22 protein-coding genes are annotated in these 21,782 nt (G+C 66.0%); 14 read left to right on the forward strand and 8 right to left on the reverse strand.

Annotated features, from left to right (window positions below; genetic code table 11):
- Positions 1-163 precede the first annotated feature (163 nt).
- On the forward strand, positions 164-1,039 hold the full coding sequence (locus tag ACLQ3I_RS16505) for a lysophospholipase (protein WP_425803283.1): 876 nt from the start codon (positions 164-166) through the stop codon (positions 1,037-1,039).
- 18 nt (positions 1,040-1,057) lie between these two features.
- On the opposite strand, the gene ACLQ3I_RS16510 is transcribed toward ACLQ3I_RS16505, so the two are convergent.
- The 4 genes from ACLQ3I_RS16510 to ACLQ3I_RS16525 form a co-directional block, all read right to left on the reverse strand.
- Positions 1,058-1,702, reverse strand: a complete 645-nt coding sequence (locus tag ACLQ3I_RS16510; RefSeq protein ID WP_425789865.1) for a DUF305 domain-containing protein — start codon at positions 1,700-1,702, stop codon at positions 1,058-1,060.
- The gene (locus ACLQ3I_RS16515) at positions 1,699-3,177 is read right to left on the reverse strand and encodes an LVIVD repeat-containing protein (RefSeq protein WP_425803577.1); all 1,479 of its coding nucleotides are present in this window, start codon (positions 3,175-3,177) and stop codon (positions 1,699-1,701) included. The genes ACLQ3I_RS16510 and ACLQ3I_RS16515 overlap by 4 nt, the downstream gene beginning before the upstream one ends.
- Positions 3,178-3,334: 157 nt before the next feature.
- The gene (locus ACLQ3I_RS16520) at positions 3,335-4,657 is read right to left on the reverse strand and encodes an MFS transporter (protein ID WP_425803286.1); all 1,323 of its coding nucleotides are present in this window, start codon (positions 4,655-4,657) and stop codon (positions 3,335-3,337) included.
- 169 nt (positions 4,658-4,826) lie between these two features.
- Positions 4,827-5,249, reverse strand: a complete 423-nt coding sequence (locus ACLQ3I_RS16525) for a winged helix-turn-helix transcriptional regulator (protein ID WP_425803288.1) — start codon at positions 5,247-5,249, stop codon at positions 4,827-4,829.
- 63 nt (positions 5,250-5,312) lie between these two features.
- Between ACLQ3I_RS16525 and ACLQ3I_RS16530 the strand changes: the two genes are divergently transcribed.
- The gene (locus ACLQ3I_RS16530; RefSeq protein WP_425803291.1) at positions 5,313-6,146 is read left to right on the forward strand and encodes an alpha/beta fold hydrolase; all 834 of its coding nucleotides are present in this window, start codon (positions 5,313-5,315) and stop codon (positions 6,144-6,146) included.
- A gap of 200 nt (positions 6,147-6,346) precedes the next feature.
- Here the strand turns inward: ACLQ3I_RS16530 and ACLQ3I_RS16535 are convergent, their stop codons facing one another.
- Complete coding sequence (locus ACLQ3I_RS16535; protein WP_425803294.1) at positions 6,347-6,946, reverse strand: TIGR03086 family metal-binding protein; 600 nt, start codon at positions 6,944-6,946, stop codon at positions 6,347-6,349.
- A 90-nt stretch (positions 6,947-7,036) separates the two neighbouring features.
- On the opposite strand from ACLQ3I_RS16535, the gene ACLQ3I_RS16540 reads away from it, so the two are divergent.
- A complete protein-coding gene (locus ACLQ3I_RS16540) occupies positions 7,037-7,978 on the forward strand; it encodes a helix-turn-helix transcriptional regulator (protein ID WP_425803296.1) in 942 nt (313 codons plus the stop codon).
- A gap of 87 nt (positions 7,979-8,065) precedes the next feature.
- Here ACLQ3I_RS16540 and ACLQ3I_RS16545 read toward each other — a convergent pair whose 3' ends face one another.
- Positions 8,066-8,767 carry a TetR/AcrR family transcriptional regulator gene (locus ACLQ3I_RS16545; protein ID WP_425803298.1) on the reverse strand — a complete coding sequence of 234 codons (702 nt, stop codon included), beginning with the start codon at positions 8,765-8,767 and terminating at the stop codon, positions 8,066-8,068.
- Between the two features lie 158 nt (positions 8,768-8,925).
- Here ACLQ3I_RS16545 and ACLQ3I_RS16550 point away from each other — a divergent pair, with 158 nt between their 5' ends.
- The 6 genes from ACLQ3I_RS16550 to ACLQ3I_RS16575 all read left to right on the forward strand — a co-directional run bounded on the left by ACLQ3I_RS16550 (position 8,926) and on the right by ACLQ3I_RS16575 (position 13,311).
- A complete protein-coding gene (locus ACLQ3I_RS16550) occupies positions 8,926-10,149 on the forward strand; it encodes an oxygenase MpaB family protein (protein WP_425803300.1) in 1,224 nt (407 codons plus the stop codon).
- A gap of 59 nt (positions 10,150-10,208) precedes the next feature.
- Positions 10,209-10,400 (forward strand): Sec-independent protein translocase subunit TatA, encoded by a 192-nt coding sequence (tatA, locus tag ACLQ3I_RS16555; protein ID WP_425789847.1) that lies wholly within the window; start codon positions 10,209-10,211, stop codon positions 10,398-10,400.
- Positions 10,401-10,404: 4 nt separating this feature from the next.
- On the forward strand, positions 10,405-10,833 hold the full coding sequence (locus ACLQ3I_RS16560) for a globin domain-containing protein (protein ID WP_425803302.1): 429 nt from the start codon (positions 10,405-10,407) through the stop codon (positions 10,831-10,833).
- 52 nt (positions 10,834-10,885) lie between these two features.
- Positions 10,886-11,338 (forward strand): MaoC/PaaZ C-terminal domain-containing protein, encoded by a 453-nt coding sequence (locus ACLQ3I_RS16565; protein ID WP_425803306.1) that lies wholly within the window; start codon positions 10,886-10,888, stop codon positions 11,336-11,338.
- A gap of 103 nt (positions 11,339-11,441) precedes the next feature.
- Entirely contained in the window at positions 11,442-12,542 is a 1,101-nt protein-coding gene (locus tag ACLQ3I_RS16570; protein WP_425803308.1) for an enoyl-CoA hydratase/isomerase family protein, read from the forward strand.
- Positions 12,535-13,311: an enoyl-CoA hydratase gene (locus ACLQ3I_RS16575; protein WP_425803311.1), complete on the forward strand. Its 777-nt coding sequence runs from the start codon at positions 12,535-12,537 to the stop codon at positions 13,309-13,311. The genes ACLQ3I_RS16570 and ACLQ3I_RS16575 overlap by 8 nt, the downstream gene beginning before the upstream one ends.
- Before the next feature lie 78 nt (positions 13,312-13,389).
- On the opposite strand, the gene ACLQ3I_RS16580 is transcribed toward ACLQ3I_RS16575, so the two are convergent.
- Positions 13,390-14,217, reverse strand: coding sequence for a mycofactocin-coupled SDR family oxidoreductase (locus ACLQ3I_RS16580; RefSeq protein WP_425803314.1), 828 nt, complete (start codon positions 14,215-14,217; stop codon positions 13,390-13,392).
- A 124-nt stretch (positions 14,218-14,341) separates the two neighbouring features.
- Between ACLQ3I_RS16580 and ACLQ3I_RS16585 the strand changes: the two genes are divergently transcribed.
- Both ACLQ3I_RS16585 and ACLQ3I_RS16590 read left to right on the forward strand, forming a co-directional pair.
- Positions 14,342-14,983, forward strand: coding sequence for a TetR family transcriptional regulator (locus ACLQ3I_RS16585; protein WP_425789837.1), 642 nt, complete (start codon positions 14,342-14,344; stop codon positions 14,981-14,983).
- 85 nt (positions 14,984-15,068) lie between these two features.
- Positions 15,069-16,130 carry an alpha/beta hydrolase gene (locus tag ACLQ3I_RS16590; protein ID WP_425803316.1) on the forward strand — a complete coding sequence of 354 codons (1,062 nt, stop codon included), beginning with the start codon at positions 15,069-15,071 and terminating at the stop codon, positions 16,128-16,130.
- A 285-nt stretch (positions 16,131-16,415) separates the two neighbouring features.
- Here the strand turns inward: ACLQ3I_RS16590 and kstR are convergent, their stop codons facing one another.
- Positions 16,416-17,078 carry a cholesterol catabolism transcriptional regulator KstR gene (kstR, locus tag ACLQ3I_RS16595; protein WP_425789835.1) on the reverse strand — a complete coding sequence of 221 codons (663 nt, stop codon included), beginning with the start codon at positions 17,076-17,078 and terminating at the stop codon, positions 16,416-16,418.
- 121 nt (positions 17,079-17,199) lie between these two features.
- On the opposite strand from kstR, the gene ACLQ3I_RS16600 reads away from it, so the two are divergent.
- The 3 genes from ACLQ3I_RS16600 to ACLQ3I_RS16610 all read left to right on the forward strand — a co-directional run bounded on the left by ACLQ3I_RS16600 (position 17,200) and on the right by ACLQ3I_RS16610 (position 21,764).
- Positions 17,200-19,380, forward strand: coding sequence for an acyl-CoA dehydrogenase family protein (locus ACLQ3I_RS16600; protein WP_425803318.1), 2,181 nt, complete (start codon positions 17,200-17,202; stop codon positions 19,378-19,380).
- Between the two features lie 118 nt (positions 19,381-19,498).
- Positions 19,499-20,611, forward strand: a complete 1,113-nt coding sequence (locus tag ACLQ3I_RS16605) for an acyl-CoA dehydrogenase family protein (protein WP_425789831.1) — start codon at positions 19,499-19,501, stop codon at positions 20,609-20,611.
- Entirely contained in the window at positions 20,601-21,764 is a 1,164-nt protein-coding gene (locus ACLQ3I_RS16610; RefSeq protein ID WP_425789829.1) for an acyl-CoA dehydrogenase family protein, read from the forward strand. The genes ACLQ3I_RS16605 and ACLQ3I_RS16610 overlap by 11 nt, the downstream gene beginning before the upstream one ends.
- The last annotated feature ends 18 nt before the right edge of the window (positions 21,765-21,782 follow it).

A 21,782-nucleotide genomic window follows, 5' to 3' on the forward strand; every position in this document is an offset into this window, starting at 1 on the left:
GACCCGCGCAGAGGCTACTCCTCGAACCTGAGAGTTCTCGGCTCGACCCGCGGTGCGGCGGGTCGAGCGGATCGGTGAACCGCCCCGAACACGTCCGATGCTGGGCTAGCGTGATTCGCGAATACCACCGACGACGGGGTCGGGACCTGTAGAGGAGCGCACCATGGCCGAAACCTTCACCGTGACCGCAGGCGACGGAAGCCCGCTGCTCGCCCGGCGGTGGGTGCCGGCCGCCGACGCCCGCGCGGCAGTGGTGCTGGTGCATGGCATGGGAGAACACTCACAGCGGTATGCGGAGACGGCCGAGTCGCTCGTCGATGAGGGGTTCGTGGTGTACGCCTACGATCACCGCGGCCACGGCGGGTCGGTGCTGCGGGGACGCGAGCCCGGTGACCTCGGGCCCGACGGCTGGCAGCGACTGGTCGCCGACATCGGCGTCGTCGTGGGTGGCGTGCACGCCGAATACCCCGGATTGCCGGTGGCGATGATCGCCCACAGCATGGGCTCGTTCGCCGCGCAGCAGTTCCTCCTCGACCACAGCGACACCGTCGACGCGGTGGTCTTGAGTGGGACTGCTGCGCTCGACGGCCTCGAACCCGCACTAGACCTCGACACCGAAATCGATCTGTCGGGATTCAATGCTCCGTTCGAGCCGGCCCGTACCGAGTACGACTGGCTGAGTCGCGACGACGCGATCGTCGACGCCTACGTCGCCGATCCCCTGTGTGGCTTCGGTCTCGATGCCGAGTCGGGGAAGGACATGTTCGTGCAGGCCCGGGCGATCGCCGATCCCGAACGCGTGGGCGGCATGGTCTCGTCGTTACCGATCCTCATCGCGGTCGGCGATCTGGATCCCGTCAACGGAGGACTCGCCCTGTCGACTCTGCTCGCCGATCACTATCGGGCGGGTGGCCTGACCGACGTCACCGTGAAGGTGTATTCCGGTGCGCGGCACGAGATCCTCAACGAGACCAATCGTGACGAGGTGCGGCGCGACCTCGCCGACTGGATCGAACGCACGGTGGTCGACCGGGATTGATCGTGGTCGGCCGACTGCTCAGGTGGGCAGTGGCAACGCATCCCGGGCGCGGAGCAGCAAGGTCATCTGCCCGATCTCGTCCCCCTCGTCACTGATCATCGTCAGGGCGAGCTGCTTCGTCACAGAGCTCGCCCGGGCATCGTTGTGCGCTGCCGCGGCCATGTCGATCCCACCGCGGTGGTGGCGGATCATCAACTGCAGGAAGAGGATTTCGGCGGCACGGCCGTGGGCGGCCGACAGCCGGGTGATCTCGTCGATGCTCGCCATCCCGGGCATCGGCGGACCATCGCCCGAGGGCGCGTCGTGATGATGGCTCCGCGGGTGGTCCATCCACGACATCGGATGATCCGAGGTGACCGGGAGACCGAACCACGTCAGCCACCCGCGCATCGTCGACGTCTCCGCGGTCTGCGCCACGACGATCCGGTCCGCCAGCCCGCGGATCTCGGGTGCCGTGTCGGCAGAGAGGCTCTGCGCCATGAGGATCGCCTGGTCGTGATGGGTCGACATGTCCTGGGCGAACCCGATGTCGGTGACGCTCGGGCGGTGCGAGGTGTCGTTGCCGTCGCGGGTGCTCTGCCATGCCACGCCGGCCACCACCCCGATCGAGATGAGCAGGACCGCGACACCTGCGGTCGCGACCGCGCGGATGGTGGTGATCATCCGATCGTCGACTGCTGGTCGGCGGGCGGCGTGTAGACCTTCGGACTCAGGGCGAGTGCGTAGAACCCGCCGTCGGCGCAGGTCGTCCAGAGCTCGTTGTCGTGGAACTCGGGTGGCGAGAGGCACCAGTCGGTGGACATGTCGCCGCCGACCACCATGCCGGAACGTGGGCCGATGATGTCGCCCAGCTTCACCTTCCCATGGGCCATCGACATCCCGAGACTCAGGAAATCGACGGCCGGGACTCCGATGACGGAGCCGAGGACGTGCGGCGAGTTGGGTGCATCGGCGAGGGTGGCGCCCTTGCGGGCGGGCGGATTGAAGTAGGCGAGCTCTCGGATTCTCGTGAAGTCGCGGATGTCGAAGACCCGGATTCCGGACGACTCCCATCCACACGCCAGGGTGGTTGGATCGGTGGGGCGGTCGACGGCGCAGTAGTGCGGATTGCTGCTGAACAGCGAGCCGCCCATCGACGAGCGCAGATTGCGGTCGAGATTGTCGGGGAGATTGATCTCGAGTTTGATCTGTGCGGCATATCTCGGCCGGTCGACCGAGCTGACGTCGAAGATCTTCACGCCGCCGGAACCGCCCTCGTCGGCGGTGATGATGTACGGACGGGATCGGTGGGTGACCGGGATCGAATGTTGATTGAGCTGGCCGTCCGGCCACAGATACGCGGCGAGATGTGGGACCTGCGGATAGGGGGCGCGCCGTTGCACGTCGCTGATGTCGAGGACGGTGATCCCCGCCATGTTGGAGAGGTACATGCGGTTGCCGTCGGGGGAGATGCCGAAACCGTGCCCGAGCAGACTGTGCAGCCCCTGCCAGATCACCCTGGGCCTGCTCGGATTCGAGACGTCGATCGCCGACAGGTGCCCTGGCGACAGACCGGAGGCCCAGTAGGTGCGGCCGTCCGGGGAGAACCCACCTTCGTGCGAGGTGAACGGCAACGGCGTGGTGATGCCCGGTCCACCGGCGTTGAGCAGTTTGGGGTGTGCGCAATCGGAGATGTCGTAGATGGCGAAGAGGCCGCCGCCCCAGAGCAATGGGACAGCGGTCGCCGCCAAGAGTTTGCGTTTCCGGTTGACCTTCAGCGTTTCCCAGGTGCCACCACGCATGGCGGGATCGGTGAGCGAGCCGACGACCCGTGGGCGCTCGGGATTCGAGGCGTCGACCACCTGGACGCCGGGCTGCTTCACGAAGTTGTCGCCCGGGAACAGACTGCCGGTATAGCTGCAGTGATCGTAGGTGGCGGAGACGATCCCGCCGCCGGCGCCGCGCACGTTGCCGAGCTGCGTCAGATTGCATCGATAGCCGCGTGTACTGCGACCCGAGTTGCGGTCCTCAGCGCTGACCTCACCCTGCAGGCCACGTTCGGGGAGTGACCCCGGGCCGCATTCGGCCTTCGGTACCGACTTCTCCGAGATATCGGGGAAGTAGTGCGTCCCGGCAGTGGCCGGGGCGGTGCCGAGGATCGAGATCAGCACCACGCCCACTGTGAGAACGGCTGACGCGGTGATGAGTGGGCGGACGCCCGACCGACATGAGAACAACGCACGGCCCGACATGTAGCCCCCCAGGTTCGACCGACTTCCGTGTGGCGATCACCCTAGACCGTTTGACGAACTCGGCTCAGTGATTTCCGGTATCCGGTGCGGTAAGGGTGTCGGTGGGAGTCAGGCGCGCCCTTGGTACACGTCGACGGCGCCACACCAGCACGCCCAGCCCGGCGGCCACGAAACACGCGGCGGCACCGACCGCCAGGCCCACACGCGCACCTGCCGATTCGCTGATCGCCCCGATGATCGGCCCGCCGATCGGGGTCGATCCCATGAAGGCCACCGACCACAGCGACATCACCCGTCCCCTCATCCGGGGATCGGCGTTGAGCTGCAGTGTCGCATTGCCGGTGGACATGAACGTCACGCTCAGCCACCCGACGAAGAACAGGGCCGCTATCGCGACCGGCAGGGTGGGCGCCACGGCGGTGATCGCGATCGTCACCCCGAAACCTGCCGCCGCGATCGTCAGCGGCCGCAGACCGGTGGTTCCGCGGGCGGCCACCAGAAGACCGCCGACCACCGCGCCGATTCCCATCGCGGACGTCATGAACCCGAAGGCCTGCGGCCCGCCGTCGAACGTCTCCTTGGCTGCCGCGGGCAACGACACCTGGAACTCGTAGGCGAGGGTGCCGACCAGCGCCATCATCACCAGGGGAATCCACAGCGTCGGCAACCCGGCGACGTAGCGCAGTCCTTCGCGCAGCTGTCCGCGGGCGCGGGCGATCGGTTCCTCGTGTTCGATCGACGCGGTGTTCATCGCGATGAGGGATACGACGACCGCGACGAAACTCCCGGCATTGATGGCGAAGCACCAGCCCGCGCCGACGGCGGCGAGGAGCACGCCGGCGACCCCGGGACCGACGGCGCGTGCGGCATTGACCATCACTGAGTTCAGCGTGACCGCATTGCGGATCAAGGACGCACCGACGATCTGGTGTATGAAGGCCTGGCGAGCCGGATTCTCGAAGGCGTTGTTGAGCCCGAGTAGCAGGGCCAGGACTGCCACGTGCCAGATCTGCACCCGGCCGGCGAGGGTCAGCGCGGCGAGGACCGCGGCGAGCACGCCCATGACGGACTGCAGGATGATCATCAGCCGGCGGCGATCGACGCGATCGGCGATCACGCCCGCGTAGGGCCCGAGGAGTAGCACCGGCAGCGCCTGAAGCGCAACGATGACGCCCAGGATCGATGCCGACCCGCTGAGGGTGAGGACGAGCCAGGCCTGCGCGGTGGCCTGCATCCAGGTGCCGACCAGAGACAGTGCCTGTCCGAAGAAATAGAGCCGGTAATTCGGGTTGGACAAGGAGGCGAAAGCGCCTCTGGATGCCGGCCGCGAGTCCTCGGGTTGCGGAGTACCCGATTCGTAAACGTCGGGCATCCGGTCTTCGGTCATCGACGTCCATCGTATGCCGCCCGATTCGCGCCACCGTGGCCCTACCCGTCGGTCGACTGAGAGCAGCGAGGTCTGATATCGGTTGCGCGGCCAGGACAAGGCACCTTGATCGAACTCGACGTCCTCATGTTCGATGTTGTCAGCGATCGTCGAATCGACTGGTTTCAGGTCATTCTGCGTGCTCGGCCGCGCACCGGTTGGCGTGAATCGTATCGATCTCATGCATGTGTGATTCTGCCCAGTTCCGAAGCGCCGCCAGAGGTGTTGACAACGAATCCCCCAGTGGTGTCAGGCGATAGTGGACGGCAGGCGGCACGCTGTCCTCGACGCGGCGCTCTACCAACCCGTCTGCCACGAGTTGCTTGAGAGTCTGCGACAACATCTTGTGCGTCACCCCGGGCATGTGCTGCTGGAGATGTGAGAAGCGCATCTCTGCCGACGAATCACCGAGAAGTTTGATGATCATCGAGACCCATTTGCCGCCGAGACGATCGAGCAGCCATCTCGTCGGGCACTGGGCGTCCAGAAGGTCGCCGTGTGGAGCGGTAGGCACTGTGCGGTAACCACCTTTCCGGGAAGTGTGTACTTCCACGATCGCTACAGGTTTCCTACGGTGACAGGGTATCCATTGGAAACCATAGTGGAAGGACCATCGATGGAGGTAGACGTCAGGAAGGTGGAGACGTCACGGCTCTCGATCAACGTTGCCACGGCCGGCGAAGGTCGGCCGCTTCTGCTGCTCCACGGATTCCCGCACACCTGGCGCCTGTGGGCCACCACGATGTCCGTACTCGCTCGCGATCGGCGTGTCATCGCGCCGGATTCACGCGGTCTCGGCGACAATGAACGCTCCGCGGACGGCTACGACGCGGAGAACCTGGCGCGAGACATCGTCGCACTTCTCGACCATCTGCTGGTCCCGAGCGTCGACGTGGTCGCAATCGACGCGGGGGTCCCGCCGGCGTTCCTGTTCGCGCTCCACAATCAGGACCGGATCGGCCGCCTCGTCGTGATGGAGTCGCTGTTGGGGCAACTGGCGGGAGCCGAAACGTTCCTGTCATCGGGAGCGCCGTGGTGGTTCGGCTTTCATCAGGTGCCCGGACTGGCCGAACGCGTGGTGGTGGGCCACGAGGCCGAGTATCTCGACTTCTTCTATCGCTCTGGCACTTTCGATGGGCAAGGCATCGACCACGGCATTCGGGATGACTTCGTCAATGCGTATTCCGGGATCGAGTCACTGCGCTGCGGATTCGAGTACTACCGGGCGATGCCCTCGTCGGCAGCGCAGATCGCCACCGCGACCTCGGCGACAAGGCTGGCGACTCCGACGTTGGTCATCGGGTCCGAACCGGTCGGCGACGCACTGTTCGAACAGGTGACCGGAGTGGCCGACAACGTGATCGGCGATCGCATTGCCGAGTGCGGGCACCTGATACCACTTGACCGACCGGCAGAGCTCATCCGCCGGTTGGCATCCTTCCTGGCGTGAGCTGCGTTCACGTATCCGGTCGGCAACTGAGAACGATCAGGCTGCCGGGGATGTCACCCACCGTGCGGTGGCTATCGCGGAGGCCTCTCGCAATCAGGGCGGTATCGCCGGCGGCGATGAGGAAGATGCGTCGTCGTAAGCGTGCCGCGCCATCCCTCGCACCGGCGCCGGCAGTGCGTCGAAATCGAGACCACGCCTCCTCACGCGACCGACCGCACCCATTTCGTCGCATCCCGCCCGGTCCAGTTCGCGAGACGCTCCGTCGGCCCGGCTTCTGGCCGCGGCTCGACGACGGTCCCGAACGGGACCTCGGTGTCGCCACGGATCTCCGACGGGATGAACTGCTGGGCGACGGCCAGCACCGGCTCGACGACGGACGCGTCGGCCTCGGCGGGTTGGCCAGTGGCCACCGCCAGGTCCCAGCCGTGCACAAAGGTCTCGCTGACGTAACCCCACAGCGCACCGGCGCCGGGCACCTCGCCCCATGGCACCCGCACCATCGCGCCGAGCTTGGCGTCGTCGGACCACAACTCGACGGCCCGGCCGACAAGGGCGGCAAAGGACTCGGCGTCGTGGGTCTCGGCAAACCGGGGCACCGCGAGCACGTCGCCGCCTTCGGCCAACACGATGGCGCGCTGTGCGGTCGCGGTCACATGTGCTGCGAGCATGCGGACGTCGAACTCCTCGCACGGGGTCGGCGCAGTGAGCTGGTCGTCGGACACCGCGGCGAGCAGGCCGGTGACCCACTCGGTGGCAGCAGCGTAGGCGGGGCGGGGGTCGGCGGGCTGGTTGCTGGTCATCGCTGTTCCTTCGGTTGTTCGGGCTGGTGATGATCAGTCAATCGCGTAAACACGACACCTTCTGTCATGTTTTCTTGAGAAGATTTCGGCATGCGTGCCGAACGTCTGCTGTCTGTGTTGATGTTGCTGCGCTCGAAAGGCCGCATGACCGCATCCGAACTCGCGGTCGAGTTGGAAGTCTCCGAACGGACGATCCTGCGTGACATCGAGGCGTTGTCGTTGTCGGGTGTGCCCGTGTACTCGGAGCGCGGGCGCAACGGCGGATTCGCGTTGGTCAGTGGTTATCGGACGGATCTGTCGGGCCTCACGCTGCCGGAGGCGATCGCGCTGTTGTCGGGTGGCGGCCGGATCGATTCTGCGGCGGCCGCGAGTGCGAAGCGGAAGTTGGCGGCGTCGTTGCCGGAGGTGCATCGCGGTGGTGTGGCGGAGGCCAGCCAGCGGATTCTGGTGCGGCCGGAGGGTTTTGTGCGTCCACCACAGCAGATCGACGCGTTGGCGCCGGTGCAGGAAGCGGTGTTCGAGGGACGTCGTGTGCGCCTGTTGTACGAGCGGCGGGAAGGCTCGTCGGCTGAGCGGGTGCTGGACCCGATCGGGCTGATCGTGGCCGGCGACACCTGGTATCTGGTGGCGTACTCCGACGGTGTGGAGCGGATGTATCGGGTGTCACGGATGTCAGCTGTGGTGGTGCTCGACGACCCGGCGCAGCGGGAGCCGTCGGTGGATCTCGAGGCCGTGTGGGATCGGCATCGTGATGCATTCCGCTCGACGTTCGACCCGCTCGATGTGGTGATCGACTGTGCTGCAGGCGATGCGGAGAGGGTGTCGGCGTTTGCCGAGGTGCTCGGTCGCGTGGAGTCCGGGAAGGGGATTCGCGTGGGCCTCAGGTTCGCCGACAGGAATCACGCGATGCGGGTGTTGTGGATGGGTTATCTGGAGTCGACGTTCAGCGTCGTCGAACCCGAATGGATTCGGGAGGAACTGCACGATCGCGTTGGTGTGGTGTCGGAGATGACCGCGGCTGGTGACGGGTGAGTCGCCGCTTGCATCTCGACTCGAACGCTCGAGCAGTACCACGGCGGTGAGTTCTTGGACGTCGGCCGCATGGACATCGGACTCCGATCAGGTCGACGAGATCGTGTCGTCGGTGGCTGGTGCGTCCAACATGGGAACCAGGAACTGCCGTGCGACGTCGGCGAGTTGGACATCGTCGTCGAGGTCGATGATCCGGCTCGGGACGGTCAGAAACGAAGCAGAGACGCGAACCATCATCTCGGCCGCCAGTTCGGTGTCGAGGTCGGCTGACACCGTGCCTGCCTGCTGTTCGCTACGGAGCTGCCCGGCGACGAACCCGCGGACCGTGGCGAGGAGGCTCCCGTTGTCGCCGATGCCGATGATCGAACCGATCAGCAGAGTCGGTTCGGTCTCGAGCAGGCCGCCGATGAGCGGATTGTCGGAGATGGCGCGCAGCGAGCTGACGAAGCCGGCCACCACGCGATCCGCGACTGTGTCGGCGCCGGCGATGTCGTCGAGGAACCGGGCGAAGTACCTGCGGAACTCGCGGATGACGACTTGCTCGACGAGTGTGTCCTTTGTGTCGAACTTCCGGTAGATCGTGATGCGGGTGACGCCGGCGCGACGTGCGACTTCTTCCAGTGACGATCGCTGAATTCCCATGCGGCAGAACTGATCATGTGCGGCATCGAGAATTCGGGTCCGAGTCGGATCGTCGCGGTCGCCGTCGTCGTCCTGCGAGAACAATCCGATGTACGCGCGCTCGAGGAGTGATTTGGAGGGCGCTGTCGACGTTGGACGTGATTGCACGATTTCCCTCCTCGACGGCCGCCTTCACCGATCAGCCTATCGATTGGGATCGGCGACCCACCCCTTGTGATGCGGACCACAATCATGGTAGCAATGTTACAGAGTTACATGCATTGTTACATCGCGTCATCGAGTCGGGCGTTCGACGGGAGTGAAGAATGGAAGATCTGAACAGGCGCAGGCTGCTGAAAACCGGGGGAACGTTGGGGGCCCTCGGTGCGGCAGCGGTCGTCGCGCCGGCCACGCCGTGGACATGGTCGCCGGCGGAGTCCTTGCCGGGGGTCGGAAGCGGCGCGGATCCGAAGGGTGGGTGGGATCCGGAGGCCGATGCCGTGATCGCCGCGTTGCTGGATCGAGGCGAGGTGCCGAAGGTCAACAAGATCCTGCGGTCGTGGACCAAGAACGGCCAGCCGCTGCCCGCCGGCCTACCTGCGGATCTGCGGGACTTCATGGAACATGCCCGGCAGTTGCCGTCGTGGACCGATCGCGACAAGCTTGCGGCGGCAGTGCGTTTCAACCAGAAGCGCGGTACGTATCTCGGTGTGCTGTACGGCTTTGCGAGCGGCATGATGAGCACGGTCATCCCCAAGGAGGCGCGCGCGGTCTACTACTCCAAGGGTGGCGCGGACATGAAGGACCGCATCACCAAGACCGCCAAACTCGGATACGACATAGGTTCTCTCAACGCCTATCAGCCGGATGGCGAGATGGTTGTCACCTGTGTCAAGACGCGGATGGCCCATGCGGCGGTCCGGCACCTCCTGCCGCAGTCGCCGCACTGGGTGCACGCGGCGCCGGAGAAGAAGCCGATCAGTCAGGCCGACATCATGGTCACCTGGCACAGCCTGCCGACCACGGTGTGGCGAAATCTGCAGAAGTGGAATGTGCCGATCGCGGCCGATGAGTCCGAGGGTTTCCTGCATTCGTGGCAGGTGACCGCACACATGCTCGGGGTGGAAGATCAATACATTCCGAAGTCATGGAACGCGGCCGATTCGCAAGCGAAGCAGGTGCTCGACCCCATCTTGGCACCCACGCCGGAGGGCAAGAAACTGGCCGACATCCTGCTCGGTCTCGGATACAACCTCGATCTGTCCCTGCTCTCGAGGGGTGTGCTGGGGGCGCTGACCAGGTTCATGCTCGGCGACAAGGTCGCCGACTGGCTCGACATCCCCAGGGAGCCGGTGTGGAGCCCGCTGCTGGAGACCGCGTGGGGGCCCTATGTCGCGGTCCGCGAGGGCGCGCTGAATGTCGGTGTGCCGAAAGAGGCGTACTGGCTCTTCGACGAGTTCCTGCGTCAGTTCGTGCTGCTCTACATGTCCGAGCTGCACATGCCCATCAACATCGAGATCCCGGTCATCAACAATCCGAAGTACCGCTGATGCCTACCACCAGCCGGCGAATGAATGACGAATAGTTCTGTGGTGGAAAGGAGATGGTGATGGGTGCGGTCCAGCCGTGGCATGTCGTCGTGGTGGCGATCGTCTTTCTCGTGTTGTTCGGGTCGAGCAAATTGCCGGCTGCCGCGCGCGGGCTGGGCAGCTCGTTACGCATCCTCAAGAGTGAGGTGCATGAGATGCACGACGACGGCCCCGCCGAGAACCCGCGTGACGACAGATCCGAGGGGGCCTGATTTGATGGACAGGCAAGCACTCGACGACGGTCTGTCGCTCGTCGATCTTCCCGACGACGGATTGACCGTCCGCTTCTACCAGGTCTTGTTCGACCGATATCCCGCAGTCGAGCCGATTTTCCGCCGCGACAACAAGGTTCAAGCCGCCATGCTGAGGACGGCGATCGTGGCGGTACTGGACCATCTCGACGACAATGACTGGCTCACCACCAACCTCCAGACGCTGGGGCGGCGCCATGACGACATGGGGGTCACCGCGGAAATGTATGACGCGGTGGGGGAATGCATGATCGCGACGATGGCCGAGATCGGCGGGGACAGCTGGACGACCGAGATGACCCGTGCCTGGCAGGAGGCACTCGGTGTGGTCTCCGCGCTGATGCTCGACGGCCACCGCCCCGAGGTGACTCCGGAGACGGGAGTCCGCCGCTGAACGCGACCCGCCGCACTGCGACCGCGGATCGGCCGTGGCTACCCTGGCCACCGTGAAACATGCTCCCGATGTCACCTACGCCGACGATCTGCAGGTCGGTGCTCGGTACCCGCTGGACACTTACACCGTCACCGAGGCCGAGGTGATCGACTACGCCACGGCCTGGGATCCGCAGGGCTTCCACATCGACAAGGAGATCGCCGAGGCCGGCGCCTATGGAGGCCTCATCGCGAGTGGGATCCACACGCTGGCCGTCTACCAGCGGTTGGCGGTATCCGGTGTCTTCGGGGGCTGGAGTGTGATCGCGGGTAAGAGCCTCACCGACGTCCGATTCCTGCGGCCGGTCCGGCCTGGTGACACGCTCACCGGTGCGATCGTGATCGATGCGATCGACTTCGACAAGCGGGGCCGGGCGTTGGTTACGACGACGGCTGAGCTCGTCAACCAGGGTGGCCAGGCCGTGCTGAGCCTGCTCGTCGAGGCATTTGTGCGCGTGCGGCCGTAGCCTGACTCGCGACTCCGAGAACCGGCGGAGACCTGCTCTGTACTCCCTTACTAGGATATGCAAGTATTTGATGGACTATCCGACGACGTTCGAGGAGTAAGCGATGGCGGACGAACCATCGGTGCTGTCCGCGCTGGACGGCCGACTGGCGACCCTGACACTGAACCGGCCCAGATCGATCAACGCGCTCGACCATCCGATGGTCACGGCGATGGACGAGTTGTTGCGAGGCTGGGCGGCCGACGGTGAGGTCGGGGCGGTGATGCTGGCCGGCGCCGGTGAGCGCGGGCTGTGTGCCGGCGGCGACATCGTGGCGATCCACCGGGACGCGTCGGCGCTCAGCGGCGACCCGGCAGCCGGCGACGCAGATGCGGCGGGGTGCGCCTCCGCGGAGTTCTGGCGCGACGAGTATCGGCTCAACGCCGACATCGCGCGCTACCCCAAGCCGTATGTGGCCATCATGGACGGGATCGTGATGGGTGGCGGTGTCGGCATCTCCGCCCATGCGAACACTCGGATCGTCACCGACCGCACCCGCCTCGCCATGCCCGAGGTGGGCATCGGGTTCGTTCCGGACGTCGGCGGGACGCATCTGCTCGCGCGGGTGCCGGATGGTCTCGGGGCCTATGCCGCGCTCACCGCCAAATCGCTGTCGGGTGCGGATGCCATCGCGCTCGGCCTTGCCGATCACTTCGTTCCCGCTGGCGACCTCGGCGCATTCCAGCGGGCTCTCCACACGGCCTCGCTCGACGACGCCCTCGCCGAATATGCGCAGCAGCCACCGGAGTCGACGCTCGCCGCACAGCGGAACTGGATCGGCACCGCGTTCGCGGCCGAGACCGTCGCAGAGATCATCGAACGCTGCCGGTCCGTCGGCACCGAAGATGCGGCCAAGGTCGCGGACACGATCGCCGCCAAGAGCCCGATCGCCCTGGCGGTGACTCTCCGGTCGTTGCGAGACGAAAAGCCCACGCTGGAGGAAACCTTGGCGCGCGAGTACCGCGTCTCGCTGCGCAGCCTACTCAATCCCGACATGGCCGAGGGTATCCGCGCCCAGGTGATCGACAAGGACCGCTCGCCGTCGTGGCGTCATCCCGATCACTCTGCGGTGACCGCAGCGGAGGTCGACGAGTTCTTCGCGCCCCTGCCGGACGAGCTGGAATTGACCATCGACACCGCACCACAGGAGGATTCGAGTGTCTGATCTGGAGACGATCATCGTCGATCGCAATGGACGAGTTGGTGTCATCACCCTGAACCGGCCGAAGGCCCTGAACGCGCTCAATACCACCCTGATGAACGAGGTGGTCGGTGCGGCAACTGATTTCGATCGCGATCCGGATATCGGCGCCATCGTGATCACCGGCTCCGACCGGGCGTTCGCGGCAGGTGCCGACATCAAGGAGATGTCGTCGAAGACCTACAGCGCGGTGGTGACGGAATCCTTCTTCGGCGCGTGGGACGAACTGTCCCGGCTGCGCACGCCCATCGTTGCGGCCGTCACGGGCTACGCCCTCGGAGGTGGTTGCGAACTTGCGATGATCTGCGACATCCTCGTCGCCGGCGACAACGCGGTGTTCGGTCAGCCCGAGATCAATCTCGGTGTGATCCCGGGAATCGGTGGCTCCCAGAGGCTCACACGGGCGGTCGGCAAGGCCAAGGCGATGGACATGATCCTCACCGGCCGGAACATGAAGGTCGACGAGGCCGACCGGCTGGGTCTGGTGTCGAGGGTGGTCGCGGCCGAGGACTGTTTCAGCACTGCGAAAGAGGTCGCGGCCACGATCGCGTCGAAGTCGTTCATCGCCGCCTCGCTGGCGAAGGATGCGGTGAACCGGGCCTTCGAATCCGGTCTCGCCGAGGGGGTTCGTGCCGAGCGGGCACTGTTCTACTCCACGTTCGCCACCGACGATCAGACCGAGGGTATGGCGGCCTTCGTGGAGAAACGCGACCCGAAGTTCACGCACAGCTGAACCTCGACCTGCCCGCCCGCTGGTCGAGTAGCGGCGAGCCGCCAGGCGAGCCGTGTATCGAGACCACGGTCGACCGCGTCAGAGGCTGCCGCCCGCGTCGATCACCTGGGTCGTGCCGGTCACATAGCGCCCGGAGTCGGAGACGAGGTAGACGATGGCGTTGGAGATGTCGACCGGGTCGAGCGCGGGGACGGGCAGTCGGTTCATCTCGCGGGCCGCGACTTCATAGTCCTCTCGGGTCGGTGCCGGGAGATCCGGTCGGAAGAGACGGTAGGTCGCATCGTTGAGGACCATATCGGTGGCGACCGTCGTCGGGTGCACGCTGTTGACCCGAATGCTCTGCGGTCCGAGCTCTTTCGCGAGGACCCTCATCAAGCCGACCAGTCCGTGCTTGGCGGCGGTGTAGTGCGCGATGTTCTCGTTCGCCACGAGGGCGGCGAGTGAACTCGTGAGCACCACCGAACCGCCGCGTCCTCCCTCGACGATGTAGGGGACGGCTGCACGTACGGTCTTCCACGCGCCGGTGAGGTTGATGTCGATCATCGTGTCCCACATCTCCTCGTCCATCTCGAGGGTGGGTGCCATGGTGTTGATGCCGGCGTTCGCGAGGACGATGTCGATGCGCCCCAACGCGGCCATGCCATCGGCCGCCGCCTTCTGCAGCCCGGCGAGGTCACGCACGTCGACCTCGGAGGCGATGATGCGGCGGTCGAGCGCCTCGACCTCCTTGACGGTTTGCTCCATGTCACCGGGCCGGGCGGTGTCATACGGGACCGTCGAGACCTGCTCGGTGACATCGACCGCGATGACGTCGGCGCCTTCCTCGGCCAGCCGGATCGCGTGGCTTCGTCCCTGTCCGCGTGCCGCACCGGTGATGAAGGCGACCTGGCCTTCCAATTTGCCCATCTGACGCACTCCCTTTCGCCACGGACGTGTGATCCACGTCTCAAATCGAGGCTATGTCACACAGTGACAAAACACTAGGGTGTCAGTTTCGGTGGCACCGACCCGACGGTGGGACGATGGCCTGATGGGTCACGAGGACACGCCAGGTGGAGCGGGGGTTTCCTCGGATGTCGAGATCGATCGGGGTGGACGTCCCGCGAGTACCAGTGCCCGCGAGCTAGCGGCCGCGGCGCAACGGCTGTTCCTCGGCGACGGCTTCGATCAGACGACAGTGGAGGACATCGCGGCCGCCGTCGGCGTGAGCAGGCGAACGTTCTTCCGCTACTTCGCCACCAAGGCCGACGTGGTGTGGGTCGAATCGAATGCCGAGCTTCGGCATTTCCGCGCGATGATCGCGGAGTCGGCGCCCTCCGCGAATCCGGTGGACGTCGTCGAGGATGCGTTCATAGCGGCGATCGATCACGGCCTTGCGGAGGACGAGTGGGCCCGGCATCGTGCGGAACTGATCCTGCACGCTGCGGCGGTGCAGGCGCAGGCGGGTGCCGTATATCGGCAATGGCGCACCGTGATCGCCGAATTCGTGGCGAAGCGGACCGGCGGTCGCCCCGGCGACGAGTACCCGCTGGCCGTTGCGTATGCGGTGATGGCTGCTTCGTCGGCCGGCCACGAACGCTGGCTGGCCGACCCCGGCGCCCGGCTCGCCGAATGCCTGCGGCCGATGTTCGCGCTCATGGTTCCGCGCCGCCCCGACGTCACAACTGACTAACAAGCCTGTTCCACGACTTGGGGCGGCGATCGCCCACGGCTAGCATCTGTGACAGATGTGACTTTTGTGGCTGAAGGGAATAGTGGTGGACACACGTTGGGGTCCTCGATGGGGTGCGTGGGTCAGTGCCGCGGCCACGGTCGCCGTCGCGCTCACACTGGGATCGGCGGCGGCGTCTGCCGCCCCGGAACCCGACCCGGCTGTGTCCCGGATCGACACGGTGATCCACGACAACAAGCAGCAGGCCACGGCCATCGTCTATTCGGCGTCGATGCGACGCATGGTCCCGATCACCGTCCTCCGGCCACGCGACACGAGCAAGCCGCGGCCGACCTTCTATCTGCTCAACGGAGCGGGTGGTGGTGAGGACTCGGCGACCTGGGCGGCCAAGACCGACTATGTGAAGTTCTTCGCGGACAAGAACGTCAACGTCGTGACCCCGATCGGTGGGGCATTCTCGTATTACACCGACTGGCGGCACGACGATCCGGTGTTGGGGCGAAACAAGTGGCAGACCTTTCTGACCAAGGAATTGCCCCCCTTGATCGACAAGGAATTCGGTACGACGAAGGTCAATGCGATCGCGGGGATCTCGATGGCCGGCACCTCGGTGCTGAATCTCGCGATCGCGGCTCCGCACCTCTATCGGTCGGTCGCCGCATACAGCGGGTGCGCGCGAACCAGTGATCCAGTGGGGCAGGCCTACATTCGCATGGTGGTCGCCGACCGCGGCCAGGGCAACCTCGACAACATGTGGGGGCCCGTCGGCGGACCGGGATGGCGGGAGAACGACCCGTTCGTGAATGCGGCCAAACTGCGTAGTACCAAGGTCTACATGACGTCCGGCACCGGCCTGCCCGGGCCCTACGACCGGCCCGAGGCGCGACTGGTCCAGGGCAATCCGCTGACGTTGGCCAACCAGGTCGTGCTCGGCGGTGTCATCGAGGCCGCGGTCAACTCGTGTACGCAGCAGATGGCCACGCGTCTGCGTGGTCTCCGCGTTCCGATGCAGACCATCTCGCGGCCCACCGGAACGCATTCGTGGGAGTACTGGGAGTCCGACCTGCGGCGTACCTGGCCGATGCTCTCGGCCGATCTGAACCGGAAGGCCGCGCCGGCAAAGCCCGCCGCTCGTTTAGCGCACTGACCGCTCCTCGCCTCGCCTCGCTCCGCCTCGCCTCGCTCCGCCTCGCCGATCGTGCGCAATTCTGCGCCGACCGTGCGCAATTCTGCGCCGATCGTGCGCAGTTTGTCGCTGACTGTGCGCAGCCTGGTGTCGATCGTGCGCAGCCGCGCACGATCGAAGAACGTTCGCGCCCAGTGGTCGAGGAACTGTGCCCGATCGGCGAGGAACTGTGCCCGCTCGGCGAAGGAACTGTGCCCGCTCGGCGAAGGAGGGGTCGGCCCAACTGTGCAGACGGGCGGTGGGTGACTAGTCCGCGCTATCCCTGAGGAGCAGTCGGACGGTCAGCTCGAGTCGGTTGGTGACGTCGGTGGCCGAGGCGCGACGGGTCAGCCACTGCACGAGATTCGACATCCAGACATCCGACAGGACGCGCGCGATGGCGAGGTCTTCTTCACCGGGCTCGCCGTTGCCGACCATGGCGCCCGCCAAGAGGCGATCGATGATGCCGGCCACCTGATCGACCTCGGCGGTCGCGGACGCATCGGCGAACATGAATGCGCGCGTCATGGCCTCGGTGAGCAGGGGATCGCGCTGCATCGCATAAGTGATCATGTCGAGGACATGCCGCAGACGGTCGACTGCGGTGTCGCCGCGCAGTTGTGAGCGATCGACGCGTGCCTCGACCCGCTCGAACTCCCGGGCCAGTGCGGTCACGAGCAGGTGGACCTTGGACGGAAAATACCGATAGAGGGTGCCGACGGCGACGTCGGCCTTGTCGGCGACGGTCCGCATCTGGACCGCGTCGTAGCCGCCCTTGGATGCCAGCGCCAACGTGGCGTCGAGGATGCGTCGGCGCCGCTCGCGCTGGGCCGACGATCCGGTCTCGGTTCCCCCCGACGGTGTGCCGGCCGTCGGGGCGGGGTTCGCCGCCGTGTCGACGGAGGCGCTTGCCGGTGCAGAACGTGCCATGTGGTCGAAGACATCCTCACGTGTTTCGGTTCCTGAAGGGTGCCTACCGGTTGGCAACCACCCATGGCATATTAGAACAGGTTCTAATTGCCCGTCACAACCTGACATACAGAGGAATAGCGTGACAATCGCCACGACAGCCGAACAGATCGCCGTCTGTGACGCGATCGCAACCTGGGCACATGGTGTCCAGACCACCGAACTGGTCCGTGCGGATATCGACAAACCGGGGGATCAATGGACCGGGCTGCTCGCCCAACTCGCCGAGTTCGGCGTGTTCGCGGCGGCGCTGCCCGAGGAACATGGGGGTTTCGGCGCCACCTTCACCGACGTCGCCGCGATGATCGAACAGTGCGGCCGCAGCCTCGTGCCGGGGCCGATCAGTCCCACCGTCGCAGCGGCTCTCGGGCTTTCCCGCAGCACTGACGACCGGGCCGGCGGTCTGCTCGCTCGGCTCGCGGCAGGTGAAGTGGCCGCTGCGGCCCCGGCATCCGCCTTCGCGGGCGTCGGGGCAACGGAACTCCGCGACGGCCAGATCGATCTCGGATCGGTCCCCGGCTATGTCGACGGCTGCGCGTTGCTGATCCCGCTGCAGGTCGACGGTGATCGCGTGTGGCGCATCCTGCCGTCCGGGGTCGGCGTCGTCGACGTGACGCCGCAGGGGCCCGTCAGTGGCACCGAGTCGGTTTCACGGGTTCGCGTTACGTCTGTTGACCCGTCGGAGCTCGTCACCCTCGACGACCCGGATCTCGTGGCGGGCGTGCTGTCCGCGACGCTCGCCGCCTATCAGAGCGGCGTCGCCCGGTGGGCCCTCGATACCGCGGTGGACTACGCGAAGGTGCGGACCCAGTTCGGTGCGCCGATCGGTTCGTTCCAGGCGATCAAACACATCTGCGCCGACATGCTCTGCCGGAGCGAAGAACTCACGGCGGTGGCCTGGGACCTCGCGCGCGCCGTCGACGACGTGCTCGTCAGCGCGGAACCCGAACGCGCGCATGCGCAACTCCGGATCAGCAGATGCGCTGCCGACACCATCGTCGCCGATGCCGCGGTCGCCAACGCCAAGGACTGTGTCCAGGTGCTCGGTGGGATCGGCTTCACCTTCGAGCACGACGCCCACCTCTATCTGCGATCGGCGATGACGGCGCGAGCCGCACTGGGGCAGGCCGTCGAGGCCCGTCGTCAGCTGGGTCGTCTCGGGCTCCAGGGCGTGCGGCGGGATTTCGAGATAGACCTGTCGGCGGTGGAAGAACGTCGCCCCGAGGTACGGGAGGCGGTCGCCGGTATCAAGGCCGCCGAGCCCGACAAGCGTCGTCAGGCGATGGCGGAATCCGGCTATCTGATGCCCCACTGGCCCACGCCGTACGGTCTGTCGGCCGAGCCGGCACTCCAACTCCTGATCGACGGCGAGTTCGAGCGGGCCGGGGTGGACCGCCCGGACCTGGTGATCGGTGCCTGGGCCATCCCGACGATCCTCGAACACGGCACCGACACGCAGCGGGACCGTTTCGTCGGGCCGACGCTCGGCGGCGACATCGTGTGGTGCCAGTTGTTCAGCGAACCCGAGGCCGGTTCGGATCTGGCCGCACTGCGGACCAGGGCCACCCGGGTCGATGGTGGCTGGCAGCTGCAGGGGCAGAAGATCTGGACGTCACAGGCGCACAACGCCACCTGGGGGGTCTGTCTTGCTCGGACCGATCCGGATGCGCCGAAGCACAAGGGCATCACCTATTTCGTCATCGACATGACCTCGGCGGGCATCGACATCCGGCCGCTGCGTGAACTGACCGGCCGGGCCAACTTCAACGAGGTATTCCTCGACGACGTGTTCGTCCCCGACGACTGTGTGGTCGGCGAGATCAACGGTGGGTGGCGGCTGGCACGTACGACGCTTGCCAATGAACGGGTGGCCATGGGCGGATCGGGACTGGGCAAGGAGATGGACGCCCTGCTGCGCCAGATCGTGGACATGCCCAGGACTCTCGAACCCGACGAGATGGCGACCCTCGGTGGACTCGTCGCCGAGGCGCACGTCGGGCAGGTGATCGACGCGCGTGCGGTGACCCAGCGGTTGGCCGGGCACGATCCGGGTGCGCTGTCGAGCGTGCGGAAACTGATCGGCGTCCGGCACCGCCAGGCGGTTCCGGAATTCGCCCTGGATCTTCTCGGTACGGACGCGGTGGTGGCCGGTGATGCCTCGGACGCGTTCCTCCAAAACCGGTGTCTCTCGATCGCCGGCGGGACGACGCAGATCTTGCGCACCGCAGCAGCGGAACGGATTCTCGGTTTGCCCCGCGGTTGATCCCGCCGAATATGCGATTTCGGCATCGAATTGGCAGATGGGGGCCGGTAGCGGACACAGGCGCAAACCCGTCTGATACAACTAGAACAGGTTCTAATTGTCGCAAGGAGGCAGTGGGGTGGACTTTGCCCTCGACGACACGGCGGTCGCGGTACGCGATGCCGCCGCGGAGGTTTTTGCCCGGCACCAGCCGGACTGGGAGACCAAGTTCGGTCAGCGGGGTTTCGGCCCGGAGGTGACGGGTGCGTTCGACGACGTTCTCTGGCGATCGATCGCCGACGCCGGGCTGATGGCGTTGCCGCTCCCGGCCGATCTCGACGGCGACGACGTCGCCGTGATCGATCTCTTGCCGCTGTTGCGGAAGATGGGGGAGTCCGCGGCGGTCACGCCGGCACTCGGAACGCTCACCTCGGCGCTCACGCTGCGCCACGCATCGGCGGCATCGCGCGCGGCGTGGGGCCCAACATTGCAGGGTGCGGCGTGGCATGCGGTGGCCATCGGCGAGCAGGGCGACACCCTGACGCCGACACCGCGCACCACGATCCGTGACGGTCGGCTGACCGGAACGAAGACCGGTGTGCTGCACGCGGACGGCGCCGCGGCTCTCGTGGTGTCGACCGACGGCGGCGTCGTGATGGTTTCCGCCGACAAGCCGGGCGTCACCATCTCGCGGACACCCACCTCGAGCGGGTGGGGCGAGTACACGGTGCGTTTCGATGATGTCGAGATCGATGAGGCCGATGTCCTCACCGCCGATGTCTCGGTGCTGCGCGATCGCTACCGGCTGGTGCTGTCGGCCTATGCCGACGGCCTGGTGGCCGGTGCGACCCGCCTCACCGCCGACCATGTCACCGGGCGTGAGCAGTTCGGCAAGCCGATCGCGCTCTTCCAGGCAGTGGGTCAGCAGCTCGCCGACATCTACGTGATCGAGCGCTCGATGGATCTCGCGACCACGGCGGCAGCGTGGCGGATGGCCGAAGGGCTCGACGCCACACAGGATCTCGGGATCGCGTCGTATTGGCTGGCGGCGGAGATCCCGGCGACCATGCGCACCATGACCCACCTGCACGGCGGGATCGGCGTCGACGTGACGTATCCGCTGCATCGCTACTTCTCCATTGCCAAGGATCTCGCCCGGCTGATCGGCGGTGCCGATGCCCGTCTGGACGAGGTCGCCGACGATTCCGATGCGCGGCTCGATTCGAAAGCGCAGGCAGCACATGTTCATTGATCTCACCCCGGAGCAGAAGGCGCTCCGTGCCGAGCTCCGCGAGTACTTCGCGAACCTGGTCAGCCCGGCCGATGCCGAGGCGATGCTCACCGAGCGCCACGGCGAGACGTACCGCAAGGTCATCCGGCAGATGGGAAAAGACGGTCGGCTCGGAGTCGGCTGGCCGAAAGAGTACGGCGGCAAGGGTTTCGGTGAGATCGAGCAGCAGATCTTCACCAATGAGGCGGTCCGCGCCGATGTGCCGTTGCCTGCGGTGACGCTGCAGACCGTCGGACCCACGTTGCAGGTTCACGGCACACCGGAACTGAAGGACAGGTTCCTGCCCGACATCCTCGCCGGTGAAGTGCATTTCGCCATCGGCTACACGGAGCCGGAGGCCGGCACCGATCTCGCCTCCTTGACCACGAGTGCCGTCCTCGACGGGGATCACTATGTTGTCAACGGGCAGAAGATCTTCACCACCGGTGCGCACGACGCCGACTACATCTGGCTGGCCGTCCGGACCGACAAGGAAGCCCCCAAACACAAGGGCATCTCGATTCTGATCGTCGACACCAAGGACCCCGGCTTCAGCTGGACCCCGATCATCACCGCCGACGGGGCACACCACGTGAACGCGACGTACTACAACAACGTCCGCGTGCCGGTGTCGATGCGTGTCGGCGACGAGGGCGGCGGCTGGAAGCTGATCACCACGCAGCTCAACCACGAACGCGTCATGCTCGGCCCGGCCGGCCGCATCGACGGCCTCGCGGCCCGTATCAGGGCGTGGTCCCAACAGCCCGGTTCCGATGGCACGGTGATCGCCAAGCACCCCGACGTCCGTCGCGCGCTCGCCGAGATCGAGGCCTACGCCCGGATCAACGAGTTGCTGAACTGGCAGGTCGCATCCACCGGAGAGGCGATCTCGATGGCCGATGCCGCCGCGACCAAGGTTTTCGCCACCGAGCGTCTCCAGACCATCGGCCGCCTCATCAACGAGATCGTCGGGCGCTACGGAGATTTCACCGATCCGGAGACCGCGGCGCTGGTCGACTGGTTGGACGTCCAGCAGAAGCGCAATGTGGTGATCACCTTCGGCGGTGGTGTCAACGAGGTCATGCGCGACATGATCGCGACCTCCGGACTGGGATTGCCGAGGGCGAAGCGATGAGCGTCACCTGGTCCCTGA

The sequence above is a fragment of the Gordonia sp. DT101 genome (assembly GCF_049844895.1).
Lineage (GTDB): Bacteria > Actinomycetota > Actinomycetes > Mycobacteriales > Mycobacteriaceae > Gordonia.